The sequence below is a fragment of the Methylocystis rosea genome, assembly GCF_003855495.1.
In the GTDB taxonomy this organism is placed as follows: Bacteria; Pseudomonadota; Alphaproteobacteria; order Rhizobiales; family Beijerinckiaceae; genus Methylocystis; species Methylocystis rosea_A.
In genome coordinates, this window is sequence record NZ_CP034086.1 from 2,275,700 (window position 1) to 2,296,480 (window position 20,781).

17 protein-coding genes are annotated in these 20,781 nt (G+C 63.2%); 8 read left to right on the forward strand and 9 right to left on the reverse strand.

Going from position 1 to position 20,781, the window contains the following annotated elements; translation table 11 throughout:
* Window positions 1-2: 2 nt before the first annotated feature.
* A complete protein-coding gene (locus tag EHO51_RS11040; RefSeq protein WP_245434556.1) occupies window positions 3-2,777 on the reverse strand; it encodes a beta strand repeat-containing protein in 2,775 nt (924 codons plus the stop codon).
* A 413-nt stretch (window positions 2,778-3,190) separates the two neighbouring features.
* Between EHO51_RS11040 and EHO51_RS11045 the strand changes: the two genes are divergently transcribed.
* On the forward strand, window positions 3,191-4,783 hold the full coding sequence (locus EHO51_RS11045; protein WP_124738942.1) for a methyltransferase regulatory domain-containing protein: 1,593 nt from the start codon (window positions 3,191-3,193) through the stop codon (window positions 4,781-4,783).
* A 49-nt stretch (window positions 4,784-4,832) separates the two neighbouring features.
* Here EHO51_RS11045 and EHO51_RS11050 read toward each other — a convergent pair whose 3' ends face one another.
* From EHO51_RS11050 to EHO51_RS11065, 4 genes are all read right to left on the reverse strand, one after another.
* A complete protein-coding gene (locus tag EHO51_RS11050) occupies window positions 4,833-5,072 on the reverse strand; it encodes an AI-2E family transporter (protein WP_124738943.1) in 240 nt (79 codons plus the stop codon).
* Window positions 5,045-5,602, reverse strand: a complete 558-nt coding sequence (locus tag EHO51_RS11055; protein WP_164479386.1) for an AI-2E family transporter — start codon at window positions 5,600-5,602, stop codon at window positions 5,045-5,047. Before EHO51_RS11055 ends, EHO51_RS11050 begins: the two co-directional genes overlap by 28 nt.
* A gap of 50 nt (window positions 5,603-5,652) precedes the next feature.
* The gene (locus EHO51_RS11060) at window positions 5,653-6,618 is read right to left on the reverse strand and encodes a mechanosensitive ion channel family protein (protein ID WP_124738945.1); all 966 of its coding nucleotides are present in this window, start codon (window positions 6,616-6,618) and stop codon (window positions 5,653-5,655) included.
* A 144-nt stretch (window positions 6,619-6,762) separates the two neighbouring features.
* Entirely contained in the window at window positions 6,763-7,239 is a 477-nt protein-coding gene (locus EHO51_RS11065; RefSeq protein ID WP_124738946.1) for an MgtC/SapB family protein, read from the reverse strand.
* Between the two features lie 132 nt (window positions 7,240-7,371).
* Here EHO51_RS11065 and EHO51_RS11070 point away from each other — a divergent pair, with 132 nt between their 5' ends.
* Genes EHO51_RS11070 through EHO51_RS11080 form a run of 3 tightly spaced genes read left to right on the forward strand, consistent with a single transcriptional unit; the run spans window position 7,372 to window position 11,037 of the window.
* Window positions 7,372-8,079 carry a cytochrome c oxidase assembly protein gene (locus EHO51_RS11070; RefSeq protein ID WP_124738947.1) on the forward strand — a complete coding sequence of 236 codons (708 nt, stop codon included), beginning with the start codon at window positions 7,372-7,374 and terminating at the stop codon, window positions 8,077-8,079.
* A 12-nt stretch (window positions 8,080-8,091) separates the two neighbouring features.
* On the forward strand, window positions 8,092-10,644 hold the full coding sequence (locus EHO51_RS11075; protein ID WP_124738948.1) for a cbb3-type cytochrome c oxidase subunit I: 2,553 nt from the start codon (window positions 8,092-8,094) through the stop codon (window positions 10,642-10,644).
* A 3-nt stretch (window positions 10,645-10,647) separates the two neighbouring features.
* On the forward strand, window positions 10,648-11,037 hold the full coding sequence (locus EHO51_RS11080; protein WP_124738949.1) for a hypothetical protein: 390 nt from the start codon (window positions 10,648-10,650) through the stop codon (window positions 11,035-11,037).
* Window positions 11,038-11,230: 193 nt separating this feature from the next.
* On the opposite strand, the gene EHO51_RS11085 is transcribed toward EHO51_RS11080, so the two are convergent.
* The gene (locus tag EHO51_RS11085; protein WP_124738950.1) at window positions 11,231-11,752 is read right to left on the reverse strand and encodes an ABC transporter permease; all 522 of its coding nucleotides are present in this window, start codon (window positions 11,750-11,752) and stop codon (window positions 11,231-11,233) included.
* A gap of 317 nt (window positions 11,753-12,069) precedes the next feature.
* Here EHO51_RS11085 and ppsA point away from each other — a divergent pair, with 317 nt between their 5' ends.
* From ppsA to EHO51_RS11105, 4 genes are all read left to right on the forward strand, one after another.
* Complete coding sequence (ppsA, locus tag EHO51_RS11090; RefSeq protein ID WP_124740123.1) at window positions 12,070-14,532, forward strand: phosphoenolpyruvate synthase; 2,463 nt, start codon at window positions 12,070-12,072, stop codon at window positions 14,530-14,532.
* Window positions 14,533-14,636: 104 nt separating this feature from the next.
* The gene (locus EHO51_RS11095) at window positions 14,637-15,707 is read left to right on the forward strand and encodes a calcium:proton antiporter (protein ID WP_124738951.1); all 1,071 of its coding nucleotides are present in this window, start codon (window positions 14,637-14,639) and stop codon (window positions 15,705-15,707) included.
* Window positions 15,708-15,871: 164 nt separating this feature from the next.
* Window positions 15,872-16,366: a cupin domain-containing protein gene (locus EHO51_RS11100; protein WP_124738952.1), complete on the forward strand. Its 495-nt coding sequence runs from the start codon at window positions 15,872-15,874 to the stop codon at window positions 16,364-16,366.
* 303 nt (window positions 16,367-16,669) lie between these two features.
* A complete protein-coding gene (locus EHO51_RS11105) occupies window positions 16,670-17,212 on the forward strand; it encodes a DUF992 domain-containing protein (RefSeq protein ID WP_124738953.1) in 543 nt (180 codons plus the stop codon).
* A 64-nt stretch (window positions 17,213-17,276) separates the two neighbouring features.
* Here the strand turns inward: EHO51_RS11105 and EHO51_RS11110 are convergent, their stop codons facing one another.
* The 3 genes from EHO51_RS11110 to EHO51_RS11120 form a co-directional block, all read right to left on the reverse strand.
* The gene (locus tag EHO51_RS11110) at window positions 17,277-18,284 is read right to left on the reverse strand and encodes a DUF4331 family protein (RefSeq protein WP_124738954.1); all 1,008 of its coding nucleotides are present in this window, start codon (window positions 18,282-18,284) and stop codon (window positions 17,277-17,279) included.
* 110 nt (window positions 18,285-18,394) lie between these two features.
* Complete coding sequence (gene mmsB, locus EHO51_RS11115) at window positions 18,395-19,270, reverse strand: 3-hydroxyisobutyrate dehydrogenase (protein ID WP_124738955.1); 876 nt, start codon at window positions 19,268-19,270, stop codon at window positions 18,395-18,397.
* 2 nt (window positions 19,271-19,272) lie between these two features.
* Complete coding sequence (locus tag EHO51_RS11120) at window positions 19,273-20,769, reverse strand: CoA-acylating methylmalonate-semialdehyde dehydrogenase (protein WP_124738956.1); 1,497 nt, start codon at window positions 20,767-20,769, stop codon at window positions 19,273-19,275.
* Window positions 20,770-20,781: the final 12 nt, after the last annotated feature.

Genomic DNA, 20,781 nt, shown 5'->3' on the forward strand with positions numbered 1-20,781 from the left:
GATCACCAAGCCAGGGTCACGCCCGCACGGCCGGCGACGCCGCCGTATTTGAGGCCCGCGCCGATGCCGGCATTGACCACCGCCCATTCGTTCAAGCGCAATTGCGCCTGAGCGGCAAGGCCGTATTGACCACGGAAGGTGCCGAAGTTGCCGGTGACCGAGAAGAACTTGTTGTCCGGCAGGTAGCTGGCGCCGCCGAGCGCGACGGCGACGGCCGTGCCCTCGTAACCGCGTTGCACCCCTCTGCCGAGGTCATACACGCTCTGCGACAGGCCAAGGACGCCGGCCTGCAGACCTTGGATGTCCTGCGGACCGAAGGCCGAAGTCGCGAGATGACCCTGGGCGTCCGTGGTGGTGAACTTGGTCACGCCAACCTGCGAGGCCAGGCTCGCGGCAGAGGTGATGCCAGGCGCCTGGTAGGTGTTGGCCGCCGTGCCGAGCATGATCTGGCCCGGAGCGTTGGCGACTGCGCCCGCGCCGAGAGCGGTCGAGCCCGCAAATGCAGCCGAGGAGCCGGCGCCGACCGCCGTCGAGCCGAAGCCCGAAGCGTTGGAGCCGACGCCCATGGCCGTGGAAGCCACGCCGCTGGCGTTCGAGAACGCGCCAGTCGCGGTGGAGCCGAACCCACTGGCGTTCGAGCCCGTGCCGGAGGCCGTGGCGGCAACGCCGCTCGCGTTCGAGAACGCGCCGGTCGCCGAGGAACCAAAGCCGGTCGACTTAGAGCCGAAGCCATAGGCGTTCGAGAGAGGGCCCGTCGCGGTCGAGAAATCGCCCACGGCCGTGCCGCCGTTCGACGCGGTCGAGTTCAAACCAATCGCGACCGAGTCAGTGGCTTTCGCGTTCGTGCCGATCGCGATCGCGTTAGCTCCCTTCGCGCCCGCCTGGGCGTTGTTTCCGATGGCGACGGCGTTCGTGCCGATCGCCTTCGAACCCACGCCGGCGGCAAACGAATTCTTGCCAATCGCGGCGTTATTCGTGCCGACGGCGGTGCCCTTGTCGCCGATGACAAAGTTGCCAGAGCCGAAGGCCTGGGCGGTGTCGGCAGCCACGAAGTTGGTGTTGCCGACCGCGGTGGACTTATCGCCGATGACGGCGTTGAACGTTCCGACCGAGTTGGAGCCGTCGCCGATCACGCCGTTGACGGTGCCGACCGCATTCGAGCCTTTGCCGATGACGCCGTTAATCGTGCCGACCGCATTCGAGCCGTCGCCGATCACGCCGTTCAGCGTGCCAACCGCGTGCGACCCGTCGCCAATCACGCCGTTGAAGGCGCCGAAGGCCGCGGAGTTGTCGCCCGCCACGCCGTTGACCGTGCCGAACGCGCTGGAGTTGTCGCCGATGACCGCGTTGGTGTTGCCGGTGCTGGTGGACTTGTCGCCGATCACGAGGTTCTTGGAGCCGGTCGCGGTGGAGCCGTCGCCAATGACGCCGTTGATCGTGCCGAAGGCGTTGGAGCCATCGCCGATCACGCCGTTGATCGTGCCGACCGCGTTCGAGCCGTCGCCGATCACGCCGTTGATGGTGCCGACCGCATTCGAGCCGTCGCCGATCACGCCGTTGACTGTGCCGAAGGCGTTGGAGCCGTCACCGATCACGCCGTTGATCGTGCCGACCGCGTTCGAGCCGTCGCCGATCACGCCGTTCAGCGTGCCCATCGCGTGCGAACCGTCGCCAATCACGCCGTTAAAGGCGCCGAAGGCCGCGGAGTTGTCGCCAGCCACGCCGTTGACCGTGCCAACCGCGGTGGAGTTATCGCCCACAACGGCGTTGGTCGTGCCGAGGATGGTGGACTTGTCGCCAATCACAAGGTTCGTGGCGCCGACCGAAGTGGAGTTCTTGCCCAAGATGCCGTTGAGGGTGCCGACGGCTGTGGAGTTTTCGCCATCGATCCCGTTGAAGGAGCCGACCGAAGTCGCCTTGGTCGATGCGGGAGTGATCACATTGACGTTGCCGACGGCGGTGGAGCCGTCCGCATTGGCGAAATTCGCCACGCCTACAGCTGTGGAGCCCAATCCGGCGGAGGTGTTGCCGATGCCCTGCGCGACGGACCCCGCCCCCGAGGCGGTATTGAGGACGCCTTGCGCGACGGAACCCAATCCCGACGATTTGTTGCCGACGCCAATCGCCGCCGAGCCAACTCCATCCGAGACGTTGCCAATGCCGATCGCCGCGGAGCCAGCGCCGTTCGACTTGTTGAGATTGCCGAGCGCGGTCGAAAGATCTCCCTTCGACGTGTTGCCGACGCCGACCGCCGAGGAGCCGAGCCCATCCGAGGTGTTGCCGACGCCGACCGCCGCAGAGCCAGCTCCGTTGGACGTGTTGAGGACGCCGAGCGCCGCAGAACCAGCTCCGTTAGACGTGTTGCTGACGCCAACCGCGGCTGAACCCAATCCCTTAGAAGTATTGAGGACGCCAAACGCCGCAGAGCCAGCTCCGATGGCGTTGTTGGTGTTGCCGAATGCCGCAGCGCCCAACCCAGATGCTGTGTTGAGATTACCGAACGCGGCCGAGCCTATTCCAGAGGAAGTATTGCCAATGCCAAAGGCCGAGGACCCGCTTCCCGACGCATTGTCGAGAAATCCGCAAGCAAACGAAGTAATCGCGGCGGCGGAGCCGACCGAGCCGGTGCAGACCGCGGCGCTCGCCGACGTCGGCGCAAAGGCGGCGCCCATCGCGACGGCGGCCGAGCCGCCCATGAGCACGCGACGAAGCGCGATGGCGCCCGTGTTCGACTTGATGAGTTTCTGAGATAGTTTGGTCACGATCAGTTCCCCCAATTCCTTGACTGCGAAGAGCACCAAGCCGCGAATTTGCCCAAGCCGCGGGAAGCGTTATCGCGATGAATACAATTTAGACGGGCATGCACAGTCAACGACGAACGGCGCCTTCAGCGCGCGCTTTGGCCACATTTCCGGCAGCTGTGATAAATAGGAAACAGTGCGCAAGTGACTGAAAACAAGCCAAATACTTGAAGTAATTCATCTTTTTGGATTATGACCCTGCGCGTCTCGAAATGAGCGTTGGCGCGTCTCAAATTGGCGCATCGTCCCACGATGGGAAAAATATCGGCCCACGATGGGAGTGGCCGGTGTGGATTCTCATGCGCTCTTGCGGAATTCGCCGCGCGTCATTTGCAAATTCGCCGGCCGGAAGGGAGAATGAATCCGCTTTAGGCTCCGGAACCTTGCTTATGACGACTCACTTCGGGACGGCCGTGCAGGCGGCGATTGCACGCAACGCCGCTTCCTATGACGATCTTCCTTATGTCTCGCATCCCTTTCCGCAGACACATCCGGCGCGCCTCGGCGCGGTCGCACGTATCTTCAAGCTCGCGGCGCCGGACCTCTCCCGCGCGCGCGTGCTTGAACTCGGATGCGCGGCTGGGGGCAATCTCATTCCGCTCGCGGCCCGTCACCCCGATGCTTATTTTCTCGGCGTCGACCTGTCGCAGCGGCAGATTGACGAGGGCCAGCAGCGAGTCGCCGCCCTCGGCCTCTCCAATATCAATCTGCGCCGCCAGAGCCTGACCGACCTTCGGTCCAAGGACGGCGGGTTTGACTATATTATATGCCACGGAGTCTACAGCTGGGTGCCCGAGCAGGTGCGCGACGCCATTCTGCGAATCGCGCGAGAAAATCTCGCGCCAAACGGCGTCGCCTTCATCAGTTACAATGTTCAGCCCGGATGGCGGCTGCGACAGACGCTGCGCGATGCGCTGGGGCTGCACGTGGGGCCGCAGGGCTCGCTGCGCGAGCGCGTGGCCCGCGCCCGCGAAATGCTGTCCTTTCTGGAGCAGAACACGCCGGCGGAAACCACCTGGGGCAATATTTTCCGCGCCGAAGCCGCCAATTTGCGTATGGCGGACGACTCTTACATCGGCCACGAATTTCTCGAAGACTGCAACGAGCCGTGCAGTTTCTCAGAGTTCATGGCGAGCGCCGGGGGCCGCGGGCTGGCCTATCTCGGCGAGGCGACCCTTTCGACCATGCTGCCCGAAAATATGAATCCCGCCGCGGCGCCCTTGCTGCGCGCGCTTGCGGGCGACAATCAGGTCTCACTCGAGCAGCACATGGATATTTTCACCGGCCGGACTTTCCGCCAAACCCTGCTCATCCATAAAGAGCGGGAGGGCAAGTGCGTCCGCACAGTGACGCCCGACGCTCTTAAAGGTCTACACTTTCTGGCGCGGCCGGACTTTGGCCTTTCTCGCGAAGAGGACGGCAAGGCGTTTTTCGCCGACGGCGCGGGGGCGTGGTTTTCCACACAGGACCTTGACGTGCGCAAGGCCATGGAAGCGCTCGTCGCGCGCCTGCCCGAGTCGAGTTCGGTCGACGAGCTCGTCGCAGCGATGGAGCTGCGCGGCGCCCCGGTCGACGAGGCGATGCGATCCAGAATCGCCGACGCGCTAATGCGCATGGCGCTTGTGGGTCTCTTGACCGCCTCAACGGAATGCCTGCGGATCGCCCGCGCGCTGTCGGCGAAGCCAATCGCCTGCCCCATGCTGCGCGCCGACGCGGCCGCCGGCGTCTTGCACTCGGCCAATCTGCGTCACGAGCCGATTCGGCTCGATATCGTCGCCCAGGTTGTGACGCCGCTGCTCGACGGAAGCAACGACCGCGACGGCTTGATCGCCGCGACAATCGACGCGGCGGATGCCGGCCGCGTGACCTTTCAGCGCGCCGGTCAGACAGTGGTCGAGCCGGCCGATGTCGCCGTCTGCGCCGCCGAGCACGTCGATCGCGTTCTCGGCCACCTTCAGAGCAACGCCTGCCTCGTCGCCTGAGGACCGCGTCCAAGGTCGAGGGCGGATCAGCCGCGCCTCGACTGGGTCATCACGCGGAGCGGCGAGCGGCCATCTCGGTTTCCTCCGGCGAGGCGGCGCTCTCCGCCTGATCGTCCGAGAGCAGCGTCGCAATCCAACGGACGCTCGGAAAATGTTGACAGAGGATGATCAGCGCCGATGTCAGCGGAACGGCGATAAAGGCGCCGGCGATTCCCCAGATCCAGGTCCAGACCGAAAGCGAAACGAGGACCGCCATCGGCGTCAGCGATAGGCGCTGGCTCTGAAGCATCGTCTTTCACGCCCGCCGAGTTGCTGTCCGATCTTCTGGCGCAGCAGCGTAACTTCGGGGAGGCCGAAGGCGACAAGCACGCCAATGACGCCGATATAGGCAATGATGTTGTAGACGCTCGTGAGCGCCTGTTGTGCGAAGTCGATCATCCGGCCGTAGCCGCCCACTCCGCCGATCGAGCCACCCCAGCTCTGCACCCAAGCGGAGACCCTTTCGTAGAGCTGCTGCAGCTTTTCAGAATTTTCGCCAAAAGCTTGCCCGATCTGAGCGACGGAAAAGGAAATGGCGCCGGCGAAAGCCGCCAGCACGGCGAGCAGCGCCAGAATCGTGCCGATGTTGCTGAGCGTCTCCGGCACATAGCGCTGCAGCCATGGTTTGACCGGCCAGACAGCGGCGATCACGACAAAGGCCGCCGCGAGCGGCATCGTCACGGCGTAGGTTTGTCTCAATGCAAAGCCGACGAGCAAGAAGGAGATGATCGCCAGCAGTCTAGTCTGCGCGACCTGTTGCGTTTGCTGCGAGTGATCCATTCCGCTCTCCACAGGGCTCATGCAAAGCAAAGCGGCAGACAGAGGATCGCCTAGCCGCCGTGAAACAATTCGCCGGCTCGAGTCGTCGTCGCCGCCTGATCGCGCCTTTGCTTGCGCGGCGGCGCAGTTCCGCTCGGCGGCGGCCAACCTTCGCGCTGACGCCCGCGCTCCCCGTCTGTTTCCTCGGTCTGATCGTGGAAGAGGATCTGATAGGTCGGGAACGGCATGTCGACGCCGGCCGCCGTCAAAGCCGGCGCAATGGCGCGATAGACCTCGTCGGTCGACTCGACCACCTCGCGCATGATCGTCGGCTGGATCCAGTAGCGGACCTCCAGATTGACGCCGAAATCGCCAAGGCCTTGGAACAGCACGACAGGTTTCGGCTCGCGCAGCACGCGGCCCACTTTCGCGATATTGGAAAGGATGACTGCGCCCGCCTTGTCGACCTCGTCGCTCACGCCGATCGTGATCATGAGATGAATGCGGCGCGCCTCATAGGCGGTATTGACCACGACGCGGTTCGTATAAAGCTCGCTGTTCGGAATCACGACGCGGCGACTGTCATAGGTGCGCAGCAGAGTCGCTCGGATTTGAATGTCCTCGACGGTTCCCTCATGCGGGCCGCTGACGATCTGATCGCCGATATGGAATGGCCGCGTCACCAGCAAGAGTATGCCGGCGAGCATATTCTGGAATATGTCCTTCGCCGCGAAGCCGACGGCGACGCTGCCGATTCCAAGCGCGCCGAACACGGAAGCGGCGTCGAGCGAAGGAAGCACGACGGACAGGGCGATGATCGCGCCGATCAGGTTAACGGCGCCGCGACCCAGCCGGGAGAAAATCTTGACGATGTGTGGAGGCTGTCCCGAACGGGTCGCGACCCTAGCGACGCCGCGCCCCACGCCCAGGGCGAACAGGTAAACGACGAAATAAACGAAGATTCCGAAGGCGAGGTTCGGCAGAAACGCCACGAACCCCTGCCAAATGTTTTGAAGCCGCTCCCAGGCTGCGTCCAACTGAAAACTCCATGATCCAGTCCCGTTTCGTCAGGCAATAGAACCCCGTCACGTGGGCGATGTTCCTCAGCGCTGCCGACGCGCTTCCACAGCGCCATCGCGCCTGCGCTTCTGTGAGCGAATCCGCGACGCAGCTGCCAAATTCTATGAGCTCGGATCTTTGTTCACGCGGGGGTCTTTGTTCGGGCGAGAATCGTCGTCGACCAGCACGTTATTTTCGAGCGGCGTGATCGCCCTGAGCGTCACAAAAGTGAAAATCGCTATCGCAACCGCAACGTCGTAGCTGCCGAGACCAACCGAGGCGCCTATAGCGCCGGTGGCCCACAGGCTCGCGGCGGTCGCCGTTCCCTTAACCGCCGCGCCTTGCTTGAGAATGGCGCCGCCGCCGATGAACCCTATTCCAGTGATGATCCCCTGAACAATTCTCGCCATACCGTCAGGCGAGTTGGCCATGTATTGCTCAGCCGCCTGGACAAATCCGCAGGAGGCAAGAGCGACGAGCGGAAAGGTGCGAAGACCTGCGCTGCGCTCTTCTCGCTCCCGATCCCAGCCGATCGGCAATGCGAGCGCATAGGCGCCCGCCAGCGCCGCGAGATGGGGAAGTATCTGAAATTTGTCCACGTCTACGCCGCTTGCCGCCCCAAGTTTAAACAGTAGGCGACGCGGCAGACGTTTCAATAGGCGCCACAAGCTCTGGATTGGTCCGAGCGCTGGCCAATATGGTCCCTATTCGTAACCCGCACCAACGAATCGATGAGCAGAGCGAAATTGGCGATTGCATCGACGGCGAACGGCGCGCCCAGCGTCCAGGCCTTCTCGGATTTCGGAGCGAAAATCGCCGTCGCGATCATCGTCGCTTCCGCGGTCGGGCTTGTCGCTTCCGCGGGTCCGGGCCTCGGACCTCGCGCGTCTCACATGGCGACGCACATTATATTAATGAGCGCGCTCGCGCCTTTTTTGGCTGTGCTGTGGATGCGTTTCGCGTCGGCGCCGGTCCTCGCGACCGGTCGCGCCCTGGCGGTTGTCACCGCGGCGCAGCTTGCCCTGCTCTATGCGTGGCATGCGCCGGGGGCTGCCGCTTACACGGAGTCGCATCCGACCGCGCATCTCCTGATGCACGCGTCGCTGCTGGCGGCCGCCCTGCTGTTCTGGCTCGCGATTCTTGGCGATACAGGCGTCGCGCGCTGGCGCGGCGTCGCCGCTCTGGCGATCACCGGAAAGGTCGCCTGCCTTCTCGGCGTGCTTCTTGTGTTCGCGCCGCGCGTTCTCGACACAAGCGCTGCAAGTTGGGGAGTGACCACAGAGACAATGTTGGCGGATCAACGCCTTGCCGGTTTGCTGATGCTGGCGGCCTGCCCGGCAAGCTATGTCCTCTCCGGCGTTTGGATCGCATCCCGATGGCTGCTTGCTTTGGAGGACGATCGCGTGCAGGGGCGTTCCGATCGTCCGGACGGCGCCTAGGGCGCCGCCTCGATGCCTGAACGCCAAAGCGACCCGAAGCGTCTTCCAAACGAAACGCCGCGGCCGCCAGGCGAACTTGAAGAACTTGAGCGCGTCTGGGCCTATCCGCCGGGGTGGCGAAAAATCAGCGAGATCAACAACAGTCTCGTTGGCGTCATCTATATCGGCGCGGCCTTTCTGTTCTTTCTGCTCGCGGGCGTGCTGGCGCTGATCATGCGCGTCCAACTTTCGCACGGCGACAATCGTTTCATCGGACAGGATTTCTACAACCAGATCTTTACCGTGCATGGCACGACGATGATGTTCCTTTTCGCCGTGCCTGTGATGGAGGCGCTGAGCGTCATCCTGCTGCCGCAGATGCTGGCTGCGCGCGACCTGCCCTTTCCAAGGCTGAGCGCCTTCGCCGTCTGGGCCTATGTGATCGGCGGCCTCGTGTTCTTCTCGACGATCTTCTATGGACTCGCGCCGAGCGGCGGCTGGTTCATGTATCCGCCGCTGACGCTGACCAAGTTCTCGCCGGGAGACAACGCCGATTTCTGGCTGCTCGGCATCGGCTTCATCGAGATATCCGCAATCGCTGGCGCCATTGAAATTATCGTCGGTTTGCTGCGCACGCGGCCGCCGGGGATGACGCTCGACAAGATGCCGATCTTCGGCTGGTCGATGCTGGTCTTTGCGGCGATGATCGTCTTCGCCTTCCCCGCTGTGATCCTTGCGACCATGATGCTTGAGATCGAGCGGTCCTTCGGCTGGCCCTTCTTCAATGCGGCCCAAAGCGGCGATCCGCTGCTGTGGCAGCATCTCTTCTGGTTTTTCGGGCATCCCGAGGTCTACATCATCTTCCTGCCCGCGGCCGGTCTCGTCTCGATGATCGTGCCTACGATGGCGCAACGGCCCCTGGTTGGCTACCGGCTGATCGTCGTCGCGTTGATCGCCACGGGCTTCTTCAGCTTCGGCCTGTGGGTGCATCACATGTTCAGCACCGGCATACCGGCCCTAAGCCTCGGTTTCTTTTCGGCCGCGAGCATGGCGGTCGCCGTGCCTTCCGGCATTCAGGTCTTCTCATGGATCGCGACGATCGCCGCGGCGCGCGATCGATTCAGAATCACCACGCCGTCGCTGTTCATCCTCGGATTTCTTTTCATCTTCGCGGTCGGCGGTCTGACGGGCGTCATGGTGGCGGTCGTGCCGTTCGATCTTCAGGCGCATGACAGCTATTTCATCGTCGCGCATTTCCATTACGTGCTCGTCGGCGGCATGGTGTTTCCGCTGTTTGCGACCTTCTATTACTGGGACCCGATGATCAGCCGGAACCGGCTTTCGGAGCGCCTGGGGCGCTACGTGTTCTGGCTTATGTTCATCGGCTTCAACGTCGCCTTTTTCCCCATGCACATCTCTGGTCTCCTCGGCATGCCGCGCCGGGTTTGGACCTATCCAAGCGCCATGGGCTGGGACACGCTCAATATGACGTCCACCATCGGCGCCTTCATTCTCGCGCTCGGCGTGCTGGTGTTCGTCGTCGATATTTTCGTGCGCTTCCGGCGCGACTGGGAGACGCAGCGAAGGCAAACCAACCCCTGGAACGCCGGAACGCTGGAGTGGCTGCCGAGCGATCTTTATTCGATGCGCAGCGTTCCAATCGTCACGAGTCGCTACCCTCTATGGGATCAGCCCAATCTCGCCGAGGACGTCGCCGCGGGGGCCTATTATCTGCCGAACGCCGCAACCGGACGGCGCGAGACGATCGTCACCTCGCCGATCGACGCCCGACCGGAATATCTGCTGGAAATGCCGGGGCCCGGCTGGGCGCATATGTTCTCCGCGGTCTTCACGGCCGCTTTCTTTCTGCTGCTGACGGTGAAGGCCGTTGCGATCGCGCTTGTCTGCGGCGCGGTAGCCATCTTCGCCACGCTCGTCTGGTGCTGGCAGCTCGACCCGCCGCCGCGCGGACGGGTGGAGATCGGCGGCGGGATCAGTCTGCCCACCTATATGTCCGGACCCTCGTCGCACGCCTGGTGGGCGATGATCGTGCTGATCCTCGTCGCCGGCTCGCTCTACATCGCCTTCGTCTTCTCCTACCTCTATCTTTGGACCGTCAGCCCGGGGGTTTGGCCCCTCGCGGGCTCTTCGCCGCTTCCGGACCTGCGCTGGGCGGCGAGCGGCGCGTCGCTGATGCTTCTCAGCATCCTTGCGTACGGGATGGCCGACCGCGCGCTTCCAAAGCCCGGTTCGATCAGCCTATCGGCGGCGCTTCTGATGATCGCCGGCGCCTTGTGTCTCATCGCCGGCGTCGGGATAGAGGGCTATGCGCAATGGCGATCCGGCCTGCGGCCGGGGGAAAACTCCTACGGCGCGATGGTGTATTTGGACATTGTCTTGACAGGTCAGCTCGTGGCGACTGTCACGCTGATGACCGGATTCGCCCTGGCGCGTCTCGTCACGGGGAAACTCGATGCGCAGCGACGCGTATCATTCGAAAGCGCGGCGCTGCTGGCTTACTACACAGCCGCGCAAGGGCTCCTCGGATTTCTGCTCATTTATGGCTTTCCGCGAATGCTGGGGTAGACGATGTCGCGTGCAGGCAAGGCGGAGCATCCTCGCTGGTCGCTGACGACGATCATCGCCTCTCTGCTCGCCGGTCCCATCGTCTGGAGCCTGCATTTTCTTTTTGTCTATGGCGGACACACGCTGATGTGCGCGCTCGGATGGTCCAGCGAGCCGCAAATCATACGGGCGACTGTGATCGTGGCGGGCGGCGCGGCCCTTGCGCTTCTTGTTTTCATCGCGCGCGCGGCGCGCCGCTGGCGTCGCGATGCGGTCGAGAGCGACGGCGACGCCGCCCTGTCAGCGGAATTTCAGATGCGCGCGACGTTGCTGCTGATCTTGCTGTCGAGCGCCGGCGTGGTGTGGTCGAGCCTTGCGGCTTTCTTTATCGCGCCCTGCCAGACGCTGCGATGAAGTCGCCCGAGATAGTAAAAGTGCGGGGGGATGGCGCCGCGGGCGCTGCGCCTGAGCGCGCCGGGCCGACGCGCTGGCGGTTGCGCCAAAGGCGCGGAGCCTCTCGCGCCGGTTGGCGCGCACACTGGTCAATTCTCAGGCGGGGCGGATCGGCCGACGCCGATCACGACCCTCGGGCGCCAAGTTCTGGACTCTAGGCCGCAGGCTTGGCTTGTTCGGCGACTTTGACCGGCAGCTGCGTCCGAATCGCATCGACGATCCTTTGAACGGAGGCGTCGGACTCACTGGCGCGCTTCTCCGCCGCGATGGCCCGCTGCTCCATAGCCGCCAGTTCGGCCTGCCTCGCCGCAAGCTGCGACTGCACCCCCTCGAGATCTTTTCGCGTCTGGATGAGGGCCGCGGAGAGTTCGGCGGCTTCCGACTCCGATTTGCGCAGCGCAGCTTCGGCGCGATCGCCTCGGTCTTCGGCGCGCTCTAGCTTCTCTCTCACCGCATTAGCGGCGCTATGCGCGCGCGCCACCGCTTGAGCGGACTGCTTTTCGAGCTCCTTGATCGCCGCGGCGGCCTGGGACACGAGGTCCAGCGCCGCCGTAGCGTCGTCAGTGGCGCGCGGCCGCTGACGGACAGGATAGTTCGGCGCCGGCGGCGCCAGCGGCCTGTTGTCCCCTCTCGGGATGATTTCGTCCATCACCTGATCCAGATCCAGCGAATCCATTTGCGCCTCCCGCCATCGCACGAACTGGGTTGGCCAGCCGTCCAATCAGATTCCTATTATGGACAAGAATCCGGCCAAATCTCGACCATTAAGTCAAGTTTTAACCATAACCTGCGGGGTAAGCGTTTTCCTAGGACAGATCGGCCTCCAAGGGCCAATGCTTAAGCTACTAAGCGCGCCGATGCGACTGAAAACGTGCCTTGTTCACACAAATTCTGTGTAGGGCTCAATATCACCGCGCAGCTGTAATAATTTTGGCGCAATAGCCCAGGGACCTCACGCACGCACCCTTACCAAAAGAGCTCGTCATGAATAGAATGGCCGACTCCCCCATTTCCAAAGAGTCAACGCCGGCGCACTCGGCTTCCGGGCGATTTATTCGTTTTTTCAATGAGGTGAACATCGCCGACGTGCCGCTGGTAGGCGGCAAGAACGCCTCGCTTGGCGAAATGTACCGGGAGCTGACGGCCAAGGGCATCCAGGTGCCCAATGGCTTCGCCGTCACCGCCGAAGCCTATCGCTATACGCTCGATGCAGCGGGCGTCTGGACCACGCTAAAAGAGGCGCTCGAGGGATTGGACCCGTCTGACGTCGATGATCTCGCCAAGCGCGCCGCGCGCGCCCGCGACATCGTTTATGGCGCGCAGACGCCCCCGGTCGTCGAGGCCGAAATCCGCACCGCCCTAGCCCGCCTCACCGACGAATATGGAGCCGATTTGACGGTCGCGGTGCGCTCGTCGGCGACGGCGGAAGATTTGCCGAGCGCGAGCTTCGCCGGACAACATGACACTTATCTCAATGTGCGCGGCCCCGCCGCCGTTCTCGACGCTATCCGTCATTGCTTTGCGAGCCTGTTCACCGACCGCGCCATCCGCTATCGCATCGACAACGGATTCGATCACTTCAAAGTGTTCAACTCCGTCGGCGTGATGAAAATGGTGCGCTCGGATTTGGCGGCGTCCGGCGTCATCTTCACGATCGACACCGAAAGCGGATTCGAGGACGTTGTCTTCCTCACCGGCGCCTATGGCCTTGGCGAAAACGTCGTGCAGGGCGCGGTCGACCCCGACGAATTTTACGTCTTCAAGCCCACCTATCGGCAGGGCAAGCGCGCTATTTTGAAGCGCGCGCTGGGCGCAAAAAAAATCAGGATGGTCTTTTCGGATCGGGGCCGGGCGACGACGCGCAACATCCCCACCGACGCCAAGGAATGCGAGAAATTCTGCATCTCCGACGAAGAGGCGCTGACGCTCGCCGGCCAGGCGATCGAGATCGAGGACCATTATAGCGCCAAAGCCGGCGCGCGCCGCCCCATGGACATCGAATGGGCCAAGGATGGTCTCGACGGCCAGCTCTACATCGTTCAGGCCCGCCCCGAAACCGTCGCGTCGCGCCGCGACCGGAACATCGCTGAAATCTATAAGGTGACGAAGCACGGCGCGGTGAAAGTTGAAGGGCGCGCCGTCGGCGCAAAGATCGCCAGCGGCAAGGCGCGCGTGATCGAGCACGCCAGCGAGCTTTCAACATTCGTTCCGGGCGAGATCCTCGTCGCCGATACGACGTCGCCGGACTGGGGCACGGTGATGAAATCGGCCGCCGCCATAGTGACGAACCGCGGCGGCCGCACGTGCCATGCGGCGATCGTCGCGCGCGAACTTGGCATTCCGGCAATCGTCGGCACGGACGCCGCGACGCGACTCATTCGCACCGGCGACATGATCTCGGTGAGTTGCGCCGAGGGCGACGCCGGAAAGGTCTACGAAGGGCCCATCGCCTTCGAGGTGGAGCGCGTCGATCTGTCGACTCTGACGAAGCCCGCCACGCATGTGATGATGAACGTCGGCAATCCCGATATCGCCTTCGGCCTTGCGGCGCTGCCGAACGACGGCGTCGGCCTTGCGCGCATGGAGTTCATTATTGCGGACTCGATCAAGGCGCACCCCATGGCGCTCGTTCACCCGGAGCGGCTCGGAGAGCGCGAACGCGCCGAAATTGCGAGACTGACCGCAAATTATGCAAGCCCCAGCGAATTTTTCGTGAAGCGCCTGTCGGAAGGCGTCGGCACGATCGCCGCGGCGTTTTATCCAAAGCCTGTCGTCGTGCGCATGTCCGACTTCAAGAGCAATGAATATGCCTCATTGCTCGGCGGCGAGGTTTTCGAAATGCAGGAAGCCAATCCGATGATTGGCTTTCGCGGCGCATCGCGCTATGCCCACCCTGCTTACCGGGAAGGTTTCGCGCTCGAATGCGCCGCAATGACCCGCGTGCGCGACGAGATGGGTCTGACGAACATCACGCTGATGATTCCCTTCTGCCGCCGGATCGAAGAAGCGGAGAAGGTCATCTCGCTGATGCGCGAACTCGGTCTCGAACGCGGCAAGAACGGGCTCGAGATCTACGTGATGTGCGAAATTCCAAACAACGTCATGCTTATCGATCAATTCTCCAAAAATTTCGACGGTTTTTCGATCGGCTCGAACGATCTGACGCAACTGACGCTCGGCGTCGATCGCGACTCCGAAATCGTCGCCTTCGACTTCGACGAACGCGACGAGGGCGTGAAGGAGATCATTCGTTTGGCGGTCGAAGGGGCCAAGCGCAACGGGCGGCACAGCGGCATTTGCGGCCAGGCGCCCTCGGATTACCCAGAGATCGCCGAGTTTCTCGTGCGCTTGGGAATCGATTCGATCAGCCTCAATCCCGACACGGTTTTGCAGACCACAAGACGCATCGTCGATTTGGAGAAGCGTCTTGGTCGAGGGCCGAGAAAGACGGATTGACCGCTCTGCGCAACTCTTAGATTGATCTGGATCGCCGTTCACGTTTGGCGCCCGCGCCAAGCGTGGACCGACTGTGGCGCGCGTCGCCAAATAAAGGAAAGCAAATGATCGCAGCCGGCTACGGGAAAGTCCTCGCGACGATGGCGCCAGCAGCCGGACTTGTGGGAGTCGCCGCAGCGCTGCATTTCACCGAAGCCGGGCCCATCGTCAATTTCATCGCCTCGGCTTTGGCCCTGGCGAGCGTCGCGCATGTGATTGGCGAAGCCACCGATCAGCTTGGCAATCACCTCTCGCCGGCCGCGACGGGCATTGTTCAGTCGGCGGTCGGCAATCTTCCCGAATTGTTCGTCTGCATCTTCGCGCTCAGGGCCGGGCTGCTGACCGTCGTGCAGGCGTCGCTGATCGGCTCCATTCTGTCGAACGCGCTTCTCGTCCTGGGCCTCGCTTTTATCGCCGGCGGCTGGAGGCGCGGCGTTCTTCACTTCGAAAGTCAGACGCCGCGGATGATCGCGACGCTGCTTCTGCTGGCGGTGTCGGCGTTGGTGCTGCCGACGCTCGCGCAGGAGTTGCACCTGCCGAGCGGCGCCCATGAGCAGGAGCTCGCCGTCGTCTGCGCGATTGTGCTTCTTTTCGTTTTCGTTGTGCTCACCCAGGCGATGCTCAGTCAGGGGCAGCGTGCGCTGCCGGCTGAAGCGCATGCGCGCCAGCATGCATGGTCGCTCGGCGCCGCGATCGCCGTTCTCGCCGCCTGTGGCGGCGCCGCCGCCTTCGTCTCGGACTGGTTCGTCGAGGCGCTCGGTCCAGCGATTGAAATCCTGGGCATCAGCGAGGCCTTTTCCGGGCTCGTCATCGTCGCCATCGCCGGCAACGCCGTCGAAAATGTCGTGGGCGTTCGGCTCGCGGCTCAGGGCAAGGCCGACCTCGCGGTCAGCGTTATTTTGAACTCGGCGCTTCAGGTCGCCGTGGCGCTGATTCCGATTCTCGTGCTCGTCAGCTTTGCGATGGGCGGCGCGGCGCCGTTCACGCTCGCCATTCCGCCGATCCTCGCGGCGGCGCTGTTTCTTTCAGTATTGGTCGTCACAGTGGTCACCGTCGACGGCCGAGCGGACATGGTCGACGGGGCCGCGCTGGTCGGTCTTTACGTCATCGTCGCGACGATCTTCTGGTGGGGTTAGCCCCTCCCGGCGCCAACGCGACGCCTTTTCGATTCTACGCTTTTTCCGGCCACGAAGGGATGAGCGCAGTCGCTCTCGCCCTATATCTCTCGCCCTGAAGGCGCTGCGGGCCGACGCGACTTGGAGTCGTGCGGGAAGACAGACCGCGGCGGTGGGAGGGACTTATGAAAACAACAATAGCGATCGTCGTCGCTGGCGTCCTCGCCTGCGGCGGAGCGGCCCAGGGCGGCGCAGTCGAAGCGCATCGCGTATTTCTTCCGCAGAACATGAAATGGGAGGCGGCGCCGAGTTCGCTGCCAGGCGGCGCCGAAATGGCGGTGCTGTACGGAGACCCGACCAAAGAAGGCGACTTCGTCGCCAGGATCAGAGCGCCGAAAGGCTACCGGGTGCCGCCACACACGCATTCCAAGGCCGAACTCGTCACGATCATCTCCGGCGCATTCAGTTTCGGTCGAGGGCAGGCGGCCGACCGCGCGACGGTCGAAAGACTCCCAGCGGGAAGCTTCATTTCAATGCCTGCCGGCGTGCTGCATTATGTTTTCGTCGACGAGGACTCAGTGCTCCAGATCAACGCAACCGGTCCTTGGCAGATCGACTATTACGATCCGAAAGACGACCCGCGGCTGAATATTGCGCCTGCGGGAACGCCTGTGCGCTAAGCGGAAGACGCTTCAAAGAAAACGGCTCGCGCCTTTACATCCGAGGTCGCGAGCCGTTCCGTGTAGGCTACCGCTGGCAGCGGCCGCCTCTCGGTAAAAACGTAGGCCCAGGGCAATTGAAAGCAAGCAGGGCCGTGGCGCGCCTCTGATCGCTCCGGCGCGACGCCGCGTCCCGTTCGGCTCGGCTGTGGCAAATATTCTTGCGACGGCTCAAGGGCTTCGCGGCGGGGTTACTTTTTGTATTTTTCGCCATAAAGTCCCGGCGCGCGGCTAAGTTCCGCACCCATCAATTGGAGTTCAATAATGTCTCATTCCTCGCTCGGCCGCGCGATGTGCGCGATGTCTTTCATCGCGCTGTCGTCCAGCGCCGCCATGGCCCAGTCGGTGCAGGTCGGCACCCTTCTCTGCCATGTCTCCGGCGGCGTCGGCATGATTATCATGGAGAATCAGGCGCTCGACTGCGTCTACACGGACGCCAAAGGCAGCCCGCCCCAGCATTACATCGGCAGACTGACCAACGTCGGCGCCAATATCGGCATCAGCGGTCCGGGTCAGATGATTTGGACGGTTCTCGCGGCCACCAACAGCGTGGCGCCTGGCGCGCTGGCCGGAGACTATGTCGGCGCGGAAGGGTCGGTCGCAGTCGGCGCCGGCGCCGGCGGCGCGGTCCTTGTGGGCGGCTCGAACAAGACCATCTCCCTGCAGCCCGTGTCCGTTTCCCTTGGCACCGGCCTCAATGTTTCCGCCGGCATCGGCAATGTCAGCCTGCAATATATGCCGGTGACCCCGCCGCCGCCGCCGCCCGCGCCGGCCGCCAAGCCGAAGAAAACTCGCGCGCACCGGTAATCTTTGACGACGCAACGGACGAAAACGGGCGCGCCGCCGGCGCGCCCTTTTTTGCGCCTGCGATTTACTTTGCGTGCGGCGTTCCGAGATAGGGGAACTCTTTCAAAGTGTCGGTATGCGGCTCCAGCCCATCCGGCGGGATGTCGCCCTTCGAGAGAAAGGACAACCGGAAATTGATGACATCGTCGGCGAAGGTGCGGCCATTGGGATAGCCCGCGGGCTTGGTGGGATCGAAGCTCAGCATGTCGGGCAGAATGCCGTGCTCGTCGATCGCCGTAATCGCGTCGTCCCTCGTGTAGTCGCCGGTATGGCCCATCAGATGAATGAACAGCTCGAGCCAGCGCGCGCGGTCGTTGACGGGTTCGCTGGCGTTATATTCTTCCTTTGTTTCGTCGGTATTGAAGAAGCTGCTGACCGACGGATGGCCGGCGCGATCGGCATGAATAAGCTTGCCGTCCTCGCGCACGCTGCACCGTCCCCAGATTCTGACCGCCGGATTGCCGCCAAGAGCGCTTGTCGGCATTTCAACGACCGTCGAAAGCACATTGGCTTCGGTGTTTGAATCCTTTCCCGTCCAGGGAGACTTGCCGCCCAGATGCGGCGCAGTGAAATTTCTGCCGCCGGACGTGTCGTACAAGGCCAGAATGCCGTCGTAATCGAAAAAGAACGCGTCACTGCGAACGCCTGTGAAGAAGGTGAAATCGCCTGCTCGCACGATGTTCGGCTTGGGTCCGAAGGAGACTTCCGCGCCGGAGACGATCTTCTCGCCCACGGGTTCGGGAGAATGCGACTCTGCGCCCCGCGCCAGATAAACGTCGTAGGTCTGTCTGCCGTTTTGCTTGGGCGAGAACACATAGCTGATCGCAATATCCGTCAGGCAATCTCCGTCATTATCGATGTTGAGCCGGTAGATGGCGTCGGGATGAAATTCATCGCAAGCGGGATTGGCGTTGAGGATGATCGCCGACCGAGTCGGATCGCTTGGAGACTGGAAGGCGTAGAGATCGCAGAGATCCAACCTTTGATCGCCAAGCGGCGGACCGAGACTGAGGCCGGTAAAATGATTCGACACGTGTCGCCTCCTATAAAGACGTGGAGAGAATGTGCGGCTGATCGTTGCAAGCGCCTGCCGCCGCACGCTATGTCGTGTTTGTATCAACATCAAGATTGTTCGAAATCGCCTTATTCGCCGCGAATGAGTCTGATGATGCTCGAAAAATCGGCGCCGCCCTGGCCAGCAGACTGATGCAGCGCATAGAGCTGCGTCGCGGCGGCCCCGACCGGCGAGGCCGCGCCAACCTGCGCGGCGGCTTCTTGCGCGAGTCGCAAATCTTTCAGCATCAGGGCGGTCATGAAGCCGGGTTTGTAGTCATTGTTCGCCGGCGACGCGGGCGTCATCTCCGGCACGGGACAATAGGTGGTGAGCGACCACGATTGGCCCGAGGAGATCGACGCAGCGTCGAATAGCGCCCGATGCGAGAGGCCGAGTCTTTCCGCAAGCACGAAAGCCTCGGCCGTCGCGATCATCGTGACGCCGAGCATGAGATTGTTGCAGATTTTCGCCGCCTGCCCCATGCCGGCGCCGCCGCAATGAAGCACATGCGCGCCCATATGTTCGAGGATCGGCTTCGCCGCCGCGAACGCCTCCTGCTCGCCGCCGCACATGAAGGTCAGACTCGCCGCTTTCGCGCCGGCGACGCCGCCCGACACCGGCGCGTCGACCGAGCGCGCGCCGGCCTCCTGCGCGAGCCGATGCGCGGCGCGCGCGCTTTCGACGTCAATCGTGGAGCAGTCGATGAGAAGCTTGCCGCGCGCGTGCGGCGCGACTTCGCGCCAGACGGCAAGCATCTGAGCGCCGCTTTGCAGCATGGTGATCGCAACGTCAGCGCCCTCGATCGCCTCGCGCAGGGAATTCGTCGCGACGACCCCCTCCCGAGCGGCGGCTTCGACGAGCGATGCGTTGAGATCGAAGCCTCGCGCCTCAACCCCGGCGCGCGCCAGCGCCGCCGCCATCGGACGGCCCATATTGCCCAGACCGATGAAAGCCGCGCGCATCATGGCTATGACAAGGTCGGCATGACGAAACTCGCGCCGGTCCTGACGCCGCCCGGCCAGCGGGATGCGACCGTCTTCGTCTTTGTATAGAAGCGGATGGCGTCCGGCCCGTGCTGATTGAGATCGCCGAACATCGAGCGCTTCCAACCGCCGAAGGTGTAATAGGCGAGCGGCGTCGGGATCGGCACATTGACGCCGACCATGCCGACTTCGACGCGGGAGGCGAATTCACGCGCGGCGTCGCCGTCGCGTGTATAGATCGCGACGCCATTGCCATATTCGTGATCATTGGCCAGCGACAGCGCCTCATCGAAGCTGCGCGCGCGCACCACGCAGAGCACCGGGCCGAAGATTTCCTCCTTGTAGATCCGCATCTCCGGGCGCACCTCGTCGAACAGACATCCGCCCATGTAGAAGCCGTTCTCATAGCCTTGCATTTTGAAGCCGCGTCCGTCGACGCGTAATCTCGCGCCCTCTTGGACGCCGAGCGCGACGTAATCCTTGACCCGCTCCAGATGCGCGCGCGTGACCAGCGGGCCGAAATCCGCTGAAGGATCGGTCGAGGGCCCGACGCGCAGATTTTCGACCCGAGGTTCGAGCCGGGCGACCAGCGCGTTGGCGGTTTCTTCCCCGACCGGCACGGCGACAGAAATCGCCATGCACCGCTCGCCGCCGGATCCATAGGCGGCGCCGATCAAGGCGTCGACGGCCTGATCCATGTCGGCGTCGGGCATGATCACCATGTGGTTTTTCGCGCCGCCGAAACACTGCATGCGTTTTCCGTGGGCGGCGCCCTGCGCATAGACATATTCGGCGACCGGCGTCGAACCGACGAAGCCGATGGCCTTGACGTCAGGGTCTTCAAGGAGCGCGTCGACCGCTTCCTTGTCGCCGTTGACGACATTGAGCACGCCCGGCGGCAGACCGGCTTCGAGCATCAGTTCCGCCAGAAACAAGGGCGCGCCAGGATCGCGTTCGGAGGGCTTCAGAATGAAGGCATTGCCGCAGGCGATCGCCGGGGCGAATTTCCACATCGGAATCATCAGCGGGAAATTGAAAGGCGTAATGCCGGCGACGACGCCGAGCGGCTGGCGCATCGAATAGACGTCGAGGCCGGCCGCCGCGGAATCGGTAAATTCGCCCTTCATCAGATGCGGAACGCCGATGCAAAATTCGGCGACCTCGACGCCGCGCTGGATCTCGCCCTGCGCATCGGCGAGCGTCTTGCCGTGCTCGCGCGCGAGAATCGCCGCAAGCCTCTCCTTCTCGCGTCCGACGAGATCGACGAATTTCATCAGCACGCGGGCTCTGCGCTGCGGATTGACCGCCGCCCATTCTCGCTGCGCCGCGGCTGAGTTGGCGATCGCCTCACGCACCTCGTCGCGGCTGGCGAGCGGCACACGCGAGATCGCCGCGCCCGTCATCGGCTCATAGGCCTCACTGAAACGGCCGGACTTTCCCTTAACCCGGCGTCCGCCGATAAAATGCGAAAGTTCTTCCATGTTCGCTCATCT